This window comes from Pandoraea bronchicola (genome assembly GCF_902459805.1).
Lineage (GTDB): Bacteria > Pseudomonadota > Gammaproteobacteria > Burkholderiales > Burkholderiaceae > Pandoraea > Pandoraea bronchicola.
Window position 1 is genome coordinate 81,509 of sequence record NZ_CABPST010000002.1, and the last position, 18,662, is coordinate 100,170.

At 63.5% G+C, this 18,662-nt stretch carries 11 protein-coding genes; 9 read left to right on the forward strand and 2 right to left on the reverse strand.

Annotation, left to right across the window (positions count from 1 at the left end; translation table 11 throughout):
- The first annotated feature begins 190 nt into the window (after nt 1-190).
- Together PBR20603_RS04655 and PBR20603_RS04660 are read left to right on the forward strand one after the other, a co-directional pair.
- Complete coding sequence (locus tag PBR20603_RS04655; RefSeq protein WP_174977780.1) at nt 191-1,432, forward strand: GGDEF domain-containing protein; 1,242 nt, start codon at nt 191-193, stop codon at nt 1,430-1,432.
- Nucleotides 1,433-1,626: 194 nt separating this feature from the next.
- Entirely contained in the window at nt 1,627-2,031 is a 405-nt protein-coding gene (locus PBR20603_RS04660) for a hypothetical protein (RefSeq protein ID WP_150558399.1), read from the forward strand.
- 3 nt (nt 2,032-2,034) lie between these two features.
- Here the strand turns inward: PBR20603_RS04660 and PBR20603_RS04665 are convergent, their stop codons facing one another.
- Together PBR20603_RS04665 and PBR20603_RS04670 are read right to left on the reverse strand one after the other, a co-directional pair.
- Nucleotides 2,035-3,579 carry an MDR family MFS transporter gene (locus tag PBR20603_RS04665; protein ID WP_425495795.1) on the reverse strand — a complete coding sequence of 515 codons (1,545 nt, stop codon included), beginning with the start codon at nt 3,577-3,579 and terminating at the stop codon, nt 2,035-2,037.
- Nucleotides 3,580-3,663: 84 nt separating this feature from the next.
- Entirely contained in the window at nt 3,664-4,152 is a 489-nt protein-coding gene (locus PBR20603_RS04670; protein WP_150558400.1) for a MarR family winged helix-turn-helix transcriptional regulator, read from the reverse strand.
- A 365-nt stretch (nt 4,153-4,517) separates the two neighbouring features.
- On the opposite strand from PBR20603_RS04670, the gene PBR20603_RS04675 reads away from it, so the two are divergent.
- The 7 genes from PBR20603_RS04675 (at nt 4,518) to PBR20603_RS04705 (ending at nt 18,656) form a co-directional block, all read left to right on the forward strand.
- Nucleotides 4,518-5,393 carry an N-acyl amino acid synthase FeeM domain-containing protein gene (locus tag PBR20603_RS04675; RefSeq protein ID WP_150558401.1) on the forward strand — a complete coding sequence of 292 codons (876 nt, stop codon included), beginning with the start codon at nt 4,518-4,520 and terminating at the stop codon, nt 5,391-5,393.
- Nucleotides 5,394-5,611: 218 nt separating this feature from the next.
- Nucleotides 5,612-8,629, forward strand: a complete 3,018-nt coding sequence (locus PBR20603_RS04680; RefSeq protein WP_150558402.1) for a putative bifunctional diguanylate cyclase/phosphodiesterase — start codon at nt 5,612-5,614, stop codon at nt 8,627-8,629.
- A 472-nt stretch (nt 8,630-9,101) separates the two neighbouring features.
- Nucleotides 9,102-10,124 carry a hypothetical protein gene (locus PBR20603_RS04685; RefSeq protein WP_150558403.1) on the forward strand — a complete coding sequence of 341 codons (1,023 nt, stop codon included), beginning with the start codon at nt 9,102-9,104 and terminating at the stop codon, nt 10,122-10,124.
- 110 nt (nt 10,125-10,234) lie between these two features.
- On the forward strand, nt 10,235-13,945 hold the full coding sequence (locus PBR20603_RS04690) for a DNA translocase FtsK (protein WP_150558404.1): 3,711 nt from the start codon (nt 10,235-10,237) through the stop codon (nt 13,943-13,945).
- 390 nt (nt 13,946-14,335) lie between these two features.
- A complete protein-coding gene (locus PBR20603_RS04695; protein WP_150558405.1) occupies nt 14,336-15,553 on the forward strand; it encodes an ABC transporter substrate-binding protein in 1,218 nt (405 codons plus the stop codon).
- 233 nt (nt 15,554-15,786) lie between these two features.
- Nucleotides 15,787-16,665 carry a branched-chain amino acid ABC transporter permease gene (locus PBR20603_RS04700; RefSeq protein ID WP_150558406.1) on the forward strand — a complete coding sequence of 293 codons (879 nt, stop codon included), beginning with the start codon at nt 15,787-15,789 and terminating at the stop codon, nt 16,663-16,665.
- Nucleotides 16,666-16,775: 110 nt separating this feature from the next.
- Nucleotides 16,776-18,656, forward strand: a complete 1,881-nt coding sequence (locus PBR20603_RS04705) for a branched-chain amino acid ABC transporter ATP-binding protein/permease (RefSeq protein WP_150558900.1) — start codon at nt 16,776-16,778, stop codon at nt 18,654-18,656.
- The last annotated feature ends 6 nt before the right edge of the window (nt 18,657-18,662 follow it).

An 18,662-nucleotide genomic window follows, 5' to 3' on the forward strand; every position in this document is an offset into this window, starting at 1 on the left:
AACCGATGGCCGGACCGGGGCGGCCAGACGGTGCACCGCATACGGTGCGCAAGCCGCTGCCAGACTTTCCATACCGAATAACGAACCGCTGATCTCTCAGACAGGTTTTCATTCCCCCGTACTTCAAACTGCGCATCGCGTTCCGGGCGGTCATGCCCGAGGATTTGCGGCGCGTATGGGGGATGGAGCCATGGCGCTTGGTTTGTCGCTGCCGGCGTTGGACCTGCCGACATTGCAGTTCGTGACTTTCCTGTTGAGTATTGCGACAGGCATCCTGTTCATGCTCGACGCCTTGCGTCGCGACGAAGCCGAGTCTCCGCGCTGGTGGAGTCTGGCCTTCCTGCTCGCTACGTTCTCTCCCATTCTCTATCTGCTTGCTGCGCGAAGCTCCCGGCTCGCGGTGCTTTATCCACTGGGCAATGCCGTGGCGACGCTCGCCTTCGCGATGGTATGGAGCGGCGCGCGCCGTTTCTATTCGCGCAGCGTGCAATGGGTCGCGGTGTTCGGCGGTCCGGCGGTGCTGCTGTGGGGGACGTGGCTGTTCGCCCGCCCGCTCGATGCCTGGAGCGGGGGTGTTCTGTTCTTCTCGTTACTCGCGTTCTACAGCCTGATGGCGGCGAAGGAATTCTGGCAGGCCTCGGGACTGCGCCTGCCGAGCAGCGTCGTGCTGGCGGTGGTCGCGGTGTTGCACGGCTCGTTTTATGCGGTGCGGGCGGTGGCGCTGGTATGGCTCGGGCCGGCGGATCCCCGGTTTCTGACGTGGTTCGGCCCGCAAGTGTCGACGACGGAAATGCTGGTGCTGATCGTGGTGGCGAGCTTCCTGATGGTCTCGCTGGGCAAGGAGCGTTCGGAAATCGCGCTGCATCGCGCCGCCACGCGAGACGGCCTGACGCAGGCATTCAACCGTCCGGAGTTCACGCGTCTCGCACGCGAGCAGTTGCGAAAGCACAGCGCGTCACGCGCGCCGGTGGCCTTGTTGCTGCTGGATCTGGACCACTTCAAGCGCATCAACGATACCTATGGACATCCGTTCGGCGATATTGTGCTGTTGTTGTTCGCCCGCACGGCGTCGCAGCAACTGCGCTCGGACGACATTTTCGGGCGCTACGGCGGCGAAGAGTTCGCGTTGTTTCTGCCGGGGGTGGGCGCGACTGAGGCGCAGACCATCGCTGAACGAGTGCGCGAAGCCTTCGAGCGGGCGGGCCGCATGGTGCAGGGTGAAACGGTGGCTGCGACGGTGAGCATCGGGATCGCCTGCGACGAGCGTTCGCGTGGGGAGTTGTCGTCGTTGGTGCAACGGGCCGATCGCGCACTGTATCAGGCCAAGGCGGCTGGCCGGAATCGCTGTATGCGTTACACGCCGGAGACGGCGATGCCGCCCGCGCAGACGCGTGTCGAGGTGCAGCCGCTACGCACAGCGGCCGGGGGCTGACACATTATTGCCTGGGTGCCCCGAGATTGGCGGCAGGCGGCGCGGGTCACGAGAGGCGTGTTGCCGCTAAGGTCCACGCGGCCCCCGCTGCGCAACGGCCTGCGGCCCGCAACGCGGGTACGCCGTGTATTGGGCGTCGTGAATCGGTGTTCTGCGACGCATTTCACCCATTGTCTTGATTAAAAACTAGCGCCGTGCCCCCGACTGTTCGCAATTCGTTAATTTGGGTGTTCGATCCATTCGAACAGGACGAGACTTTTCTGACTCGTAGAATGTTCGGTGCCGATGCCGCTTACGTGCATGGGATGCAGTGTCTGGCCGTGATCGACCGTGAGGCGCCGTGGGATGGGCTGCTCGTGTGTACGTCGCGTGAGCATCACGCATCGCTGATGGCGGAGATGCCAGCGTTGCGTCCGCACCCGGTGCTGGGGAAGTGGCTGTATCTGCCGCAGAGCGAAGCGGACTTCGAGTCCATCGCGCAGCGTTTGACGGCACGTGTTCTCGCTGGCGATCCGCGTATCGGCGTGGCGCCGAAGCCTCGTCAGCCACGTCAGGCAGGCAAGCGCGCGGCGGCGCATGCCCGCCGCGTCAAGCCGTAGGCGTCAGTCCGCCGCCACGTGCACCATCTCGTCCACGCCGCCGGGGGGCTTCTTCTTCATGCGGATGAAGAGCAGCAGTGGCATGACGGCAAGCGTGAGCCCCATCATGAGTCTGAAATCGTCCAGATAGGCGATCATCGCGGCCTGTCGCGTGACTTCAGCATTGAGCGCAGCCATTGCGGCCGCCCCATAGGTCTGCGCGTACGCCTCGACGCCTTGCGTGAACGGCGTGATGGACTCCGAGAGCACTGCGTGATTGACCTGCGTGTTCTGCGTGAGCAGCGTCTGCACGACCGAGATGCCGATACTGCTGCCAATGTTGCGTGACAGGCTGTAGATCGCTGCGCCGTCGGCGCGTAACGTGCCGGGCAGGGTGGCGAACGTGACCGTGGTGAGCGGCACGAAGACGAAGCCGAGACCGAAGCCCTGAATGACACCTGGCCAGACGATGTCCGACGGACGTAGCGTGAGCGAGTATCCGGCCATCAGGTACAGCGAATACGCGGTGAGCGCAAAGCCGAAGCCAAGCAGATAGCGAACGTCGACTTTGCCGACCAGCCGCCCGACGATCAGCATGGCGGCCATGGTGCCCGCCCCGGAGGGTGCCGTCACCAGCCCGGTCAGGATCGCGGGATAGCCGAACAGACTTTGCAGCATCGGCGGGAGCAGGGCGCGCGTGGCGTAGAGAATGATGCCGACGACGAAGATATAGACGACGCCCGTGTTGAAGTTCCGGTCGCGCAGCAACGCACGGTTGAAGAACGAGTGCTCGCCAGCGGTCCACGTGTGGACGATGAAGTACGCGAAACAGACGATGGCGCCGAGCATCTCAAGCCAGATCTCGGTGGCGTTCAGCCAATCCTGTTGCTCGCCCCGGTCGAGCAACAACTGCAACAGTCCAATGGACAGACTCAGCGTGACGAAGCCCAGCCCATCGAACTTTCCGGCTTTCGGCTCCGGCGGTTCCTTCAGATAGGCGGCAATACCGAGGAATGCGATCAGTCCGATGGGCAGGTTGATGTAAAACACCCAGCGCCAGTTGTAGCTATCCGTCAACCAGCCGCCGAGCGAGGGGCCGAGAATCGGACCGACCATCACGCCCATGCCGAAGACCGCCATCGCCGAACCGTGTTTGTGCGGCGGGTTGATGTCGAGCATGGTCGCCTGCGAAAGCGGCACCAGCGCGGCACCGCAAATCCCCTGGAACAGACGTGCCGCCACAATCTCCGTGAGCGATTGCGCCATGCCGCACAACGCCGACGCAATCGTGAAGCCGGCGACCGACCACAGGAAGACGCGCCGGCGTCCGAAGCGAGCGCAGAGCGTGCCGGTGAGCGGCGTCGCAATGGCGGCTGCCACGATATACGACGTCAGCACCCAGGTAATCGAGTCCTGCGAGGCCGAAAGGCTGCCCTGCATATGGGGCAGGGCAACGTTGGCGATGGTGCTGTCAAGGGTCTGCAACACCGTCGCGAGCATGACGGACATACTGACGAGCGCGCGGTGCTTGCCCGGATCGTCAGTCTTTTGCGGAGATGACACGGTAATTCCTCGGGTAGATCGTTGTTCTTGTCGTTATGGCGATGCGAAGTGGTTTGCCTTCGCATGCGTTGTCTCCTGCACCTTGTGGGATTACTCCGGCTCCGCCTCCTCGGTACGGCGCGCGGGGGCGGGACATTCGGCTTCGGCGCGTGTCAGGTTCGTCAGCACTTTGCCCAGCAAGCGCGACAACTCGGCACGCTCGGCCGGTGTGAGGTCGGCCAGCGCCTCGCGCTCGGTCACGTTGGCGAAGGCGACGATCGTGTCGATCTTCGCCTCGGAGGCCTCTGTCAGGTAAAGCAGGTGCGCGCGTTTGTCGTTCGGATCGCGTTCGCGACGAACGAGCCCCTTTTCCCTGAGCCGGTCCAGCAGTCTGACGAGCGCCATCGGCGTCAACTCCATGCGTTCGGCCAGTTCGGCCTGTGTCTGCACGCCATAGCGATGCAGCATGACCAGCACGCGGCATTGCGCCCGCGTGAGATCGAAGTTGCCGCGAGCGCGCCGGTCGAACAAGCGCGAGTGAATGCGCGCGACGTCGTGCACCAGCGTGCCGAAACGGGACGACCAATCAATTTTCGACATGTCGCAGCAAAAAAGCCGGCGTCGCGCTCAGGCGGCTCCGGCGGGGCAAATAGTAAACACGTTTAGCATTTTGCCAGAGTCACGCTTCGGGCGGCAACTGTCGCAAATAGGTGACACTCGTGCGGGAGCGTCCGGCAGGTCAAACGGGGGAGGGGCGGTTTTACACGGTGCGACGGGGGTTCCCGGGCGGTTGGCACAACTGACGGCCGCGGGGGCGTGAGACGCTCCCGAAACTGTGAAAAAGCCAAGAGAAATAAGCACTTGACACTTCGCCTCGGCGGATCAAGAAAGGAATGGTGCGATGCATCGGCGAGATCGCCCGAGCATGGCACCAGCCCTCTTTTTGACCTTAAGGAGTGTCAATCATGTTTGACCTTTCACAAGCTTCGGATGTCCTTTCCATCACTGAAACCGACCGGCCGACCGGCAATCTTCCTCCGGCATCGCCGGCAGCCGCCGCCCGCCCGCCGGTTTCCGATCTCAATGCAATGCGCGAAGAGCGACTGCCCTTCATCGTGACCATTGCGAGCGATGAGACGGCTTTACGCGACGCGGTGGCGATGCGTCAGGCCGCATACGGACGCCATCTTCCTGAACTCGCCGCCACCTTGAACGAGCCGGAGGCCAGCGATCGCGAGCCGGGCGCCATCGTACTCGTGGCACGCGCGAGACTCGACGGCGCCGTGCTCGGTACGATGCGCATCCAGACCAATCGATATCAGTCGTTGCATCTGGAGGACTCGGCGCCCTTGCCCTCGTGGCTGGGCAGCGCAGCGCTGGCCGAGGCGACACGTCTGGGTGTGGTGGCGGGGCCGGTCGGGCGCGTCGTCAAGACGGCGCTGTTCAAGGCGTTCTACCAGTATTGCGTACTCTCCGGTATCGACTGGATGGTGATTACGGCGCGCCCGCCTTTGCATCGGCAGTACGAAGCACTGATGTTTGTCGACGTGTTCCCGTCACAAGCCCTGATTCCGATGGCGCATGTGGGGGGCATCGGGCATCGCGTATTGGCGCTGGACGTGGCGCAGGCGCGCGCACGCTGGCAGGCGGCGGGGCATCCGCTGTTTGCCTACATGTGTCTGACACATCATCCGGACTTGCGACTGGGGGTGCCGGGCGATGAAGAGGGCGTGCATGGCGCATTGTCGGGTGAAGCCAGTATTGACGCGCATTTGCGGCATTTATCTTTTGGTGCCGACGAGGTACGATGCGTAGCATCGGGCTTAAGCCTGGCGGTGTAATGCCGTTATTCGAACTAACGTTATCCCGTCGTGCGCAGGTATCGGTTGTTGCGGCGACGGCGGTAACGGGCAGGACGGGCGAGAGACACCTGACCGTGCGGGCCGGAACATCGGCTGCACGGGACAGGGCCGGCCCGGCCGGCAAGGCAGGCAGAGATGCACGCCTTGTCCGGAAATCAACGCGGGGGCGATCAACGAGATAAGGGCATACGAGTCATATGGCGGGGGAACTCGGCAACGAGCGTGACGATCACGGCCGCAATGCGAACGATTTCGCTGACGAATTTGCCGAACTCACCGGCACGCGGCGCCGTTGGCGTGTAACCGCGCGGCTGGACGAAATCTTTCGCAGCATTTCCCTGTATGCGGTTCCTGCGGCGATCATGCTGCTCTCGGGCATCGTGCTGATGTTCCAGGAGAGTCAGTACGCCGTGCACGGCGCCACGCCATTGAGCTTTCAGGCGCAGGGCGATCTTCCCGCGACGTTCGGTCTGCCGCTGGTACAGGGCTCGCTTGAGCGCGCCCCTGTCGTTGAGCAGTTCAGCACGCACCTATCCGAGGCACCGGTCTGGTTCCGGGTGACCGTGCCGCCTGTGGGCGACGATCAGAACACCGTCATTGAATTCCCTTCGCGCCATGCGCAAACGCTTGTCTGCTGGCGCAATCCCGACGCGCCGCCCATCGGCCGTGCTGACCGCAGCGCGGTGAGCGGGGCGATCCGTGTCTCGAAGGCGGGATTCGCCATCGATCTGGGCCATCTCGTCACACCCGTGACGCTCCTTTGCGAGGGAAAGTTCTCGGGGCCGGCACATCTGTCGCTGGTGGCGTGGCCGGCGTCCCAGTTGCGCATCTCCGAAAAGGAGTTTCACCGCAGCAATGGCCTGCTCGAAGGTGGGCTGCTCACGCTCTCGGCATTCGTGCTGGTCACCGCCATCATCAATAAGGAATGGCTCTACGTTCTGTTTGCGGCGTGGCTGATCGGCAATCTGCGGCTCGCGGCGAACTCACTCGGCGCAGACACGCAGTGGCTGGAGCGCGCCATTCCGACCGACTGGGATGTACTGGTGCGCAAGGCGACATTCGCCATTTACTACGTGCTGACTTATTCGCTGTTCACGCAGCTCTTCAAGCGGGAGCTGCGGCTCATCGGTTTGCGATGGATGGTGATGGTGCTGCAATGGGCGGGGGTGGTGCTGTGTTGCGCGGCGATTGCGTTGCCGTACGCGCATTTCATCCCGGTGCTGTGGGCGGTCGCTGCGCTGGGTATCGTGATCGTCCTGGTGCTACTGGCTCGCATTCTCGTGCTGACGCGCTCGCGAGTCGCCATCTGGTATAGCGCCTCGCTGGCCATCGTCCTGTTTGCCACGTTTTCCGAAGTGATTGCCGCCGCCTTCAACGCGCGGGCGTTGTCGTCCGCGCTGAACAGTGTGACGGCGGCGTTGTTCTCGAGCCTGATGGCGGCGCTGGCAATTGCCGAGCAGATGCGGGCGGAGCATCACGGCAAACTCGAAGCGCAGACCGAGCTTCGCAATGCTTATGACGTGACGCCTGTCGGCCTGTTCACCCTCAACGATCAGGGGGTTTTCGTACGAGGCAATGCCGCGTTGCATACCATGCTGGGCATTCCCAACACCGAGGGACGCGCGTTTCGCTGGGATCAGTTCTTCGGCCAAAGCACGTGGCGCATGCTGCTCGACGTCGCCCAACACAGCGACGAATCGGAACTCGAAATCCTCTCGCTGCCGCGCGACGATGGCCGCACGAGCCGATACCTCGTCAAGGCGATCTTCGCCGGCGGGCGGATCGAAGGCTCGCTTCAGGACATCACCGAGCGCGCCCGCACGATGGAGCAATTGCGTTATCTGGCGGAAAATGACCCGCTCACCGGGGTATCGAACCGGCGCGGCATCGAGAAGTCGCTCGGCGAGGCAATCCGGACTTTGTCGGATGCCCGGCCGGCGGCGCTGGCCTATCTGGATCTGGACCGGTTCAAGCTTGTCAATGATCTCTTCGGCCATGCGGCCGGTGATGAAGTGCTGCGTCAGGCATGTGATCGCATGCGCGCACGGCTGTCGGCAGATCAGAGCGTTGGCCGCACCGGGGGGGACGAGTTCATCGTGGTCTTTCGTGACGCGACGATCAAGGAAGCCGCGGCGGTGGGGCGCCGGCTCGTCGACGCCATCTCCGGTGAGCCTTATCAGATCGGTGATCGCGCATTTCAGGTGCGCGCATCGGCCGGGGTGATCGAACTGACGGCCGATATGCGGGTGCCGGACGCGATTTCGTCTGCCGATCGCGCGTGCCGCGAGGCCAAGAAGGGCCGCCGCGAACTGGTCGTCTACGAACGCGGGGCGGCGGCATTTCGTGAGCGCCTTGCCGAACTACGGCTGATTGACGCGCTCGACGCCGGACTCACGCCGAATACGCTCTTTCTCGAAATGCAGCCGATCATGGAAATGGCGTCGCCCGGCGAGTCCCTCAACTTCGAGGTGCTGCTGCGCATGCGTGATTCGGACGGCAATATCGTGCCGGCCTCGCGCATCATCAGTGCCGCCGAGGAGAACGGCAGCATCGGCATGATCGACAAATGGGTGCTCACGAACACGCTCACGTGGATCGATCTGCACCGCGACCAACTCTCGAAGACGCGATTCGTGTGCGTGAACCTCTCGGGGGCATCGCTCAACGACGAGCATTTCGTCCGGGATATCTTTGCAACGCTGGCGGCCCATGAGCGTTCTGTCGGGTTGCTGTGCATCGAAATCACGGAAACCGTGGCGCTTCACGATCTCGACAATACGCGTCGTTTTGTCGATCGGATTCACCAACTGGGCGGGCGCATCGCGCTTGACGATTTCGGTGCGGGGTTCAGTTCATTTTCCTATTTGAAGGACCTCGCCGTCGATGCGATTAAGATCGACGGGGCGTTCGTCAAGAGCATGGCGGCACATCCGGCCAATCTGGCGATTGTCGAGTCGATTGTGGCGCTGGCGAAGAATCTGGGGATTCGCAGCGTGGCGGAATGGGTGGAGGATGCCGCAACGCTCGAAGCGCTGTCGGAACTCGGCGTCGATTATGTGCAGGGCTTCCTCATTGCCCGGCCGCAGACTCCCGAGGCGATTCTTGCCGCCGACTCCGCAGCGAGTTTCGTTCGCGATCCGCAACTGGCATCGCTGCTCGTTGAGTTGGGACAGTCGTTCTACCCGCAACGAAGCAGCCGTTCGGCATTGCATTAGGTCGCCGGCCGGGGCGACGGTGACGTGCCAATGAGACCCGGCAAAAGTGGCATCAATCGACCATCAGCACTGCGCATTGTCTGTATTTGCCGCAATGCTCTATTTCTCGTCAGATTTCCTTTCGCCCCCTGCTTTGCCGGCCGCAACATACCGAAAGTCCGCATGAATAGGGCGTTTCGACGTCAAGCCCCTTTTGCTGAGGTGTCATCAGGACGTAACTCGACGTAAGAATTCCAATCGGAATAAATATTGTCCGGGTCAAAGCTGGGGTGGCAGAATTTGTTTGTCGACGTGATGGAGCCAGGTCTCCATGCACCGGTGGGCGGTTTCCGCAGTCGGGGGAGAACCGCGGAGTTCAATGAAGCTCATCGGCGCTCGGTAAGGACAGACACGCGACATGAACGGGGTTAGGACCGCACGCATCCACGAGACGCGTACGGCGCAACCAAGTAGCCTAACCAGAACAACGACAATGATCTCGACACTTCTCAAACTCGTGTACCGCCACAGTCATACGTCGAAGTGGCGGCATAACGAACGACTGTGGCCGCATGCGCGTATCGAGCGCGACGCCGTTGGGGTCATCGAGCGCTTCACCTGGCGCGGGCGACATGTGCCGCTTGCCAGACGCTCTGAATTGCAGCGCTTGCGCCGATTGCCTTGCCATATCATCGCCAGCGGCCCGTCGATCGCAGATATCGATTACGACGCGCTGCCGATGCATCACGTGATGGGCGTGAACGGAGCCATTGCGCTGGCCGACCGTGCGCCAGTCAAATTCAATGACTACTGCATTCTCGACGCCGGCTTCGTGCGTCAGCGTCCGGATCTGGCGCGCCGTATTGTGGCGCGAGATCTGGTGCTGTTCGTCACGCCGGTGGTGCTCGCGCGGTTGCTGGAGATGTTCCCGATGTCGGCATTCGGTTGCCGTTTCTACCTGGTGGACGACATCTTCAAGCGCGGGATGGAAGCGGCCCGCACGCCCGAGGCATTGCGGGCGGACCCGCGAGTTGCCGCCAGCGCTGCCTTCGTGGGCGAACGTGGCCGGCTGGGTTTCAGCTTCGACATCGACAACGGCTTCTTCCACGGCGGCACCGTGGCGTATTTCGCGCTTCAGGTGGCCACTTGGCTGGGTTTTACCGAGATGTACTTGCATGGCGTGGATCTGCGCGCCGCGTCGCAGACGCCGCGCTTCTACGAGACGATGCAGGCCCGCGCGCCGACGCAGCTCGATGCCGAGTACGCCGATCTGATCGAGCCGTCGTTCCGTCATGCGTCCGAGGTTTTGCGAGCACGTGGCGTGCGCGTCGAGAATCTGTCGTATGTCAGCGCGCTGGGCGACGATATCTTCAAGAAGGTCGACTGGCGTTCGCTGCGCCGCCGAAACCTGAGTCTGGTCGTTCCCGACGAAGCCGTACCGGCGCCGTCTGACCAGAGCGCCGGGATGGCGGCAGTGCTGGCACCGCGTCCGACCGGGACGCACGGTCACTCCTGATTCGCGGCTCCGGCACAGGCCGGAGCGCGAATGACCCTGCGGACAGGCCCGCCACGCGGTGGCCTACCTGCTACAATCGCACTCCGGGTTTTCCTGATGCACGAGCGATTATGGGGTTTGGCTGGTTCGGACTGTCGACGTTTTGGTTGCTGGCATTGTGCTGGCCTGGCGTACGGGGTCTGCTTGGCGGTGAGATAAGAATCTTCGGCCCTGGCACACTCCGTATGTTGCTCGGCGTGCCGCTCGCGATGGTGTCGAGCGCGACGCTTGCCGCGCTGACCGGCGGCGACAGCAATATCCCTGGCGGCAGCATCGGCCAATCCCTCTCTCACGGCTTGCACGTCGCGCTGGGCGGCACGCTCGCGATGGGCGTTGCAGGCGCCGTCCTCCTCTTTTCTCTCCCGCTGGTCTTCGGCACCACTTGGTGGGGCATGCTCGCGCGCGCCAAACCTGCCGATGACGACGCTGACGAACCCACGTACGACGCACGCTTCGATAGCGGTGGAAGTGAGCCGGTGCGTGGTCTGTCGCAGATGTCGTTCGACACGAGCGAACGTGGCGAGCGCTTCACACCCACGCTCGGGCAAGGGCATCACAACGTCGGCAGCCTCATGGAAGCGCAGGCGCCGCGTCGTCGCGGGCTTGCCTCGCAACCGCGATGGAAGCTGTCCGACGAAGAACGCGCACGTCTGGACGCCATGCAACCGCCGCCGTTGACGGCGCGGGGTGCGCCACGCACGGAGCCGTCGTTCGCGAGTGGCGCGGGGCGTCGTCCGGCAGGGAAGGGCACCTCGGCGGGACGTACCGGTGCCGGTGTTGCTGCGACGGTGGCCGCCACGGCGGCGACGAGTGCAGCGGCTGGGGTGCGCCCTGTTTTGCCGCGTGGCGCGTATGCATCGGGCCCTAGTCGTGGCGATACGCTCCGCATGACGGAGTTCGTGCGCGCCGAGCCGGGCCTGACACCTCGCGAGACGCATGGTGCATCGCCCATGAACCCGCGGCCGGCACCGGCGGCGACGAGTGCGTCAGCGCCCCAAGCGCCGGTCACATCCCTATCGCCGGCTGCGCCCGCCGACCCTCTGCATTCGACGTCGATTCCCGGTGTGACGGGCTATCGCCGCCCCGTAGGCATGGCACCGGCACATCTGCGCGGCACGATTGTGCATAGTCCGTTCCGCAAGCCTCAGCTTGGGCTCGAAGATATTCCGCCGCGTGGCGCGAAGCCTGTTGCGCCGTCCCCGGACGATGCCAATGCATCTGCCGTCGGTCGCGCCTCTGTCGATGCCACGGCATCGACAAACCCGCCGGCCAAGACTTCGGTGCCAGCACCCTCGACCGTGCCGCCAGCCGTCGCGTCACATCCGGCCGCACCGGTGATCCGTGGCGCCGCGCTCTGGTCGGCAACCGATGCCGCCACGCCGCTGTCTTCCGGCATTTCCGAATTCACGCCCGTCGATCTGTCGACGAAAGACGCCGACATCATCGCTGTGGAAGCGTTGCCCTCGGGCCCCACACCGGAGATGCTCGCGCAGCAGGAGGCGGCACGCGTGGCCGAGCAGGCGCGCGTAGCGGCCCTCGCGGCGTTGCGCGACGAAGCGCAAGCCTTGCTGCGCGATTTGCGTCAGTGGAGTGCTTCCGATTCGGCTGACGTTGTCGATGCCTCTACGCTAGCGCCAGCGGCTTGCGCGACCACGGCCTCTCTTCAGGACAGCGCCGCAGTTAGCGAGGCGCGCGCAGCCGATGAAACGATCAACGTCATCGAACCTGCCGACACCCCCGTGGCTATCTCGCAAGCCCCCGCAGCATGGGATGTCGTGGACGAGCCGCAGCCAGCGGCGATGCTCACGGACACTCCCGTCGTTGCGCCTGTCACGCCGATTCCGATGCCTGCCCCGGTGTCTGCCGCATCGCCTCGTCCGTTCGTCTTTGCCGAGGTGCTGGCGAGTGTCGAGGCGTTCGACGCACCGGTCCCTGCACCGCTTAACCCGCCACCTGCCGAACCGTCTGACGAGCCCTTGGATCATGCGCACGCCCCCGGGCGCGTGGACGCATCAGACACCGCGCAGACGATAGCGCCGTTAGCAAAACCACACTACGTTTTGCGTGCCGACGGCACATGGGCTCGGACTGACGAGACGCCACTCGCCTACGACGATGAGGCCCCGCAGCCGGTAGCACCTCTCGCGTCGGCCACACAGGCGCTTCCCGCTGCGACCGCGCCTGTCATTCCGACGTTTGCGGCATCCGCACCTTTCGGTGTGACGCGTGCGGTTGAGCCACAAGCCGCCCGTTTCTCGGCCGATACGCCGTATGAACTGCCGCCGCCGCGTGTCGCCATCGATTACGATCTGCCGTCACTCGACCTGTTGTCGCCCGCGACGGCGCAGGATGTCGCCAATGTCGTTTCCGACGAAGCGCTCGCGGCCGTGGGCCAGTTGATCGAGCAGCGTCTGGCGGAATTCAAGGTGCCGGTGACGGTTGTCGGTGCGTCGGCGGGGCCGGTCATCACGCGCTTCGAAGTCGAACCGGCGGTGGGCGTGCGTGGTGCGCAAGTTGTCGGTCTCGTGAAGGATCTGGCGCGTGCGCTGGGCGTGACGTCGATCCGTGTGGTCGAGACGATCCCCGGCAAAACCTGTATGGGCCTGGAGTTGCCGAACGCACAGCGGCAAATGATCCGTCTGTCGGAAATTCTGACGGCGCCGGTGTTCGACACGCATCGCTCGTACCTCGCGCTTGCCATGGGCAAGGACATCACGGGCGAGCCCGTCGTGGCCGACCTCGCGCGCGCGCCGCACCTGCTGGTGGCGGGCACCACCGGCTCGGGCAAATCGGTGGCCGTCAACGCGATGATTCTGTCGCTGCTCTACAAGGCGACGCCGGACGACGTGCGGCTCATCATGATTGACCCGAAGATGCTGGAACTGTCCGTCTACGGCGGCATTCCGCACCTGCTCGCGCCGGTCGTCACCGACATGAAGCAGGCCGCCCATGCGCTGAACTGGTGCGTGGGCGAGATGGAGAAGCGCTATCGGCTGATGTCCGCACTCGGTGTGCGTAATCTCGCCGGGTACAACGAAAAGATCGACGCCGCCCATGCGGCGGGCATGAAGGTGAGCAATCCGTTCTCGCTCACGCCTGACGCCCCGGAACCTCTGGACCGTCTGCCGTTTATCGTAGTTGTCATCGACGAACTGGCGGATCTGATGATGGTCGCGGGCAAGAAGATCGAAGAACTGATCGCCCGGCTCGCGCAGAAGGCACGCGCGGCAGGTATTCACCTGATACTGGCAACGCAACGGCCTTCGGTCGACGTCATCACCGGCCTCATCAAGGCGAACATTCCGACGCGTGTCGCATTTCAGGTGTCGTCGAAGATCGATTCGCGCACGATTCTCGACCAGATGGGGGCGGAATCGTTGTTGGGGCAGGGGGACATGCTGTTCCTGCCGCCAGGCACGGGCTATCCTCAGCGCGTCCACGGCGCGTTCGTCGCCGACGACGAAGTGCATCGCGTCGTGCAGCACTGGCAGCAGTACGGCGAGCCGGACTACGACGAAGCGATCCTCGCGGGCGACCCGGGCGATGCCGCCTCCGTCGACCTGTTCGGCGAGTCGGCAGGCGATGCCGAGGCCGACCCGCTCTACGACGAGGCTGCGGCGTTCGTGCTGACCTCGCGCCGTGCATCGATCTCTGCCGTCCAGCGGCAATTGCGCATCGGCTACAACCGGGCCGCGCGCCTCATCGAACAGATGGAGGCGGCCGGACTTGTCAGCCCGATGGGACGAAACGGTGCACGCGAAGTGATAGCGCCGGGCGACTAATCGCCATCGCTTACATCTGCCTTACGACCCGTCACCCGAGTCGAACTCTTTGGCACTCCGTGCTGATGTCCCGACACGCGCCGTACATGGCGCGTGCCGAAAAACTCCTTGGAAACCCGCGCCAAATGGTGATAACGGGGCGCAAACCCGCGTCCCCGTAGGGGTATTCCCGCCTTTGCGGGCGAAACTCAGCGATCACATAATCGGCGCGCTAGGTTGGTCGTTCGAAGCGTGCTTTACGGTATCGCCCTGACACGAATTACAAGACCGGGGCGGTGCGGCGGGCAGAGACAACCCGTGAGTCGCGCATTCCTCGGCAGGGCCTGCGACACCAGGAAAACGCAGCACAAAAGCGTCATATCGAAACGCATCGCACCGAAGGAGACCCTTATGCAATTCCGATTCAAGCTCATGGCTGGCGCCGTCGCGTTCGCCCTGTCGGCCTCGATGGCCATTGCGGCCGATCCGATCAAGATTGGCGTGTCTGGCCCGTTCACCGGCGGCTCGTCGTCGATGGGCGTTTCCATGCGTGATGGCGTGCGTCTCGCGGCGTCGGAAATCAACAAGTCGGGCGGCGTGCTGGGTCGTCAGATCTTGCTGGTGGAGCGCGACGAAGAAGCCAAGAACGAACGTGGCGTGCAAGTGGCGCAGGAATTGATCAACAAGGAAAAGGTGGTCGCGACTGTCGGCTACATCAACACGGGCGTGGCACTCGCCTCGCAGCGTTTCTACCAGGATGCCAAGATCCCGGTATTCAACAACGTGGCGACGGGCACGATCATCACCGACCAGTTCAAGCCGCCTCAGTATCCCGATAACTATGTCTTCCGCAACGCCGCCAAGGACAGCATTCAGGCGCCGATGATCGTGGAAGAAGCCATTACGCGTCGCGGCTTCAAGAAGCCCGCGATTCTCGCCGATTCGACGAACTACGGTCAGCTCGGCCGCGAGGATCTGGAGAAGGCGCTCAAGGCAAAGGGCATTACGCCGGTCGCCGTCGAGAAATTCAACATCAAGGACGTCGACATGACGGCCCAGTTGCTCAAGGCCAAGCAGGCCGGCGCCGACGTGATCCTCACGTACGGTATCGGCCCGGAACTGGCGCAGATCGCCAACGGCATGGGCAAGCTCGGCTGGAAACTGCCGATCGTCGGTAGCTGGACGCTCGCGATGGCCAACTACATCGACAACTCGGGCGCGAACGGCGAAGGTGCCCGTATGCCGCAGACCTTCATCCAGGAACCCAACACGCCCAAGCGCAAGGCCTTCATCGACGCCTATCTGGCCATGTTCAAGCCGAAGAACAACCGCATCGACTCGGCGGTTTCGGCAGCGCAGGGCTATGACTCGGTCTACCTGCTGGCCGCGGCCATCAAGCAGGCTGGCAGCACCGATGGCCCGAAGGTGCGCGCAGCACTCGAGGACCTGAAGACGCCGGTGGAAGGTGTGGTCACGACCTATGACCGTCCGTTCTCGCACGACGATCACGACGCCATTACCGCCAACATTCCGGTGATGGGCGAAGTGAAGGGCGGTCGCGTCGTGTATGCCTACGACACCGATCTGAAGGCTGGCAGCAAGGTTCGCGAGAAGGCGCCGGCGAAGTAAGCGGAACGTCCCGCCAACGCTGCATTCCGGTTGCACTTTGCAGCCATGACGGGTGAACGACGGCGCGCGCTGCTCGTGCTCTGGCCCCTTCGGCAACGGGGTGTCCGGGCACGGTGCGCGCGCCGTCGCCACACGCCGCTGTCAGCCGCCGGCACTCGGGACCGGCGCGCGGCAAAAGCATCGAATGCCTCCCGTGCATCGCTCGTAGGCTCGCACTCGCGAGAGAGGACCGCATGACCATCCTGATTCAACTCATCTACAGCGGTATCGCGCTGGGGATGATCTACGCCGTGATCGCCTTCGGTTATCAACTGACGTTTGCGACATCCGGCACCCTGAACTTCGGCCAAGGTGAAGCGCTGATGCTGGGCGCACTGGTCGGCCTCACCCTGGTCGACACCCTCGGTCTGAACTACTGGCTGATGATCCCCATCGTTTGCCTGTTCGGTCTCGTGCAAGGCGCGTTCGTCGAACGGATTGGCGTGAAACCCGCTTTGCGGATCAAGTCGGAGTTTGGCTGGATCATGTCCACCATTGCGTTGGGCATCATCTTCCGTAACGTCGCGGAAAACGTCTGGGGACGCGACGATCTCAAATTCCCGTCGCCGCTGCCCGAATCGCCCATCAGTCTGATGGGCGCGAATGTGCTGCCGATGGAGTTGCTTGTCGTTGTGGGCGCGCTGCTCATGATGGCCGCCGTAGAGCTATTCAATCGCCGCTCGATCTACGGCAAGGCCGTCGTGGCGACGGCCAACGACCGTGATGCCGCCGGACTCATGGGCATCAACACCAGTCTGGTCATTACCTTTTCGTACGCGTTGTCGTCCATGGCGGCAGCCTTCGCGGGTGTGCTCGTGGCACCGTTGACGCTGACCGGCGCCACGATGGGGGCGGTGCTTGGGCTCAAGGCCTTCGCCGTCGCCATCATCGGCGGGTTGTCGAGCGGCATGGGCGTGCTCGTGGGCGGTGTGATCCTCGGCGTCGCCGAGACAACGACCGCCTTCTACATTTCGACCGGCTACAAAGACGTGCCGGGTCTCGTGCTGCTGCTGCTTGTGCTGGCCGTGAAGCCGGCGGGCCTGTTCGGCAAGACCGCCATCAAGAAGGTGTAATCATGACCGCACAGACCTCTACCACTCGCGGGGCCGGCGATCTCGGCGGCCTGCGCGTGACCGCGAAGCTCGCGGGCATCGTGGGTATCGCTGCGTTGTTCGGCTTTCCGATGGCCGTTGGCAATCCGTATTACATCCACATGATCGAGACGATCATGATCTACGCGATCCTGCTCTTCGGGCTGGACATCGTCGTGGGTTACACGGGGCAGGTGTCGTTGGGCCATGCGGGCCTGTTCGGCATCGGTGCCTACGTGGCGGGTGTGTTCTTCGCCAAGCTCGGGCTCTCTCTCTGGCTGGCGCTTCCCGCCGCGATTCTGATCACGGCGGCGTTCGGCGCAGTGCTGGCCTTGCCTGCGCTGCGCGTGATCGGTCCGTATCTGGCGATGGTGACGCTCGCCTTCGGCACCATCATCCAGATTCTGATCAACGAGATGGACTTCCTCACGGCGGGCCCGCTCGGCATCAAGCTCACGAAGCCGGTCATCGGCGGTCATCCGATCGACGAGGTCGAGTATTACTGGCTTGTCGCGGTGTTGCTGCTACTGAGCATGCTCGTGGCGCACCGGATTCTGAAGTCGCACCTCGGGCGCGCCTTCGAAGCGTTGCGCGATTCGCCGGTGGCATCAGACTGCATGGGCGTGTCGGTGTACCGCTACAAGGTGTATGCGTTCGTGATCAGCGCCGGGTTTGCCGGTCTGGCGGGCAGTCTCTACGCGTATTCCGAGCAGTACATCTCGCCGAATACCTACAACTTCGAACTCACGATCCTGTTCCTGCTGGCTGTCATCATGGGCGGACGCAAGACGCGCAGCGGTTCGCTGCTGGGCGCGGCGATCATCGTGTTGCTGCCGCAGTTGCTCGACGACATCAGCATTTTCCGCATCGTCGCCACGATCATCGCTGCGGTGACCACGGTCGTGGCGGTGGCCGCCATCGCACGCGGACGCACCTCGATCGCCAAGGCGGCCGTGCCGATCGTTGGCACGATTGCGCTGGCGGGCGTGACCTGGTGGCGCGACAGCATCACGGACTGGCGTCTGACGATCTTCGGCCTGATGATCCTGTTCGTCGTGTACTACTTGCCGGACGGCATTGTCGGCTTTCTGCGTTCGCGCGTGCTGCATCGCCGCCGCACGTTGACGGTCTCCGCCACGCAGGTCGACGAGACCACCGCAAGCGACACCGATCCGGTGTTGGCGGCCGCGGGCACCGGGCCTGAAGAACTGCTCAAGGTGCGCCAGTTGCTCATGCAGTTCGATGGTCTGAAGGCGCTCAATCAGGTGGATCTGACCGTTAAGCGCGGCACCATCCACGGGCTGATCGGCCCGAACGGCTCAGGCAAGAGCACGATGATGAACGTGCTGACGGGCATCTACGTGCCGACGGCCGGCACCATCGAGTTCGCCGGGCAGTCGCTGGCCGGGCGGACGTCGTCGGACATTGCACTTTCCGGCGTGGCGCGTACGTTCCAGAACGTGCAGCTCTTCGGAGAAATGACGGCGCTCGAAAACGTGCTGGTCGGTCTGCATCACACGTTCGGCTCGACGCTGGCCGATGTCTCGTTGCGTCTGCCACGTTACAAGCGCGAGGAGGCGGGCGCGCGTGCGCGTGCGATGCGGCTGCTCGACTTCGTCGGGCTGGCGTCGCTCGCGGACGAAGAGGCGCGCAACCTGCCGTACGGCAAGCAACGTCTGCTGGAGATCGCCCGCGCACTGGCGCTCGACCCGCGTCTGCTGTTGCTCGACGAGCCGGCTGCCGGTCTCACGGCGCCCGACATTCGTGAATTGCTGGCGATCATCCGCAAGATTCGCGACCACGGCATCACGGTCATTCTGATCGAGCACCACATGGACGTGGTGATGAGCACATGCCAGACGGTCTCCGTGCTCGACTTCGGACAGAAGATTGCCGAGGGGTTGCCGGCGCAGATCCAGGCCGATCCGAAGGTGATCGAGGCGTATCTGGGCGGCGCAACGACGACGCACTGACGACAT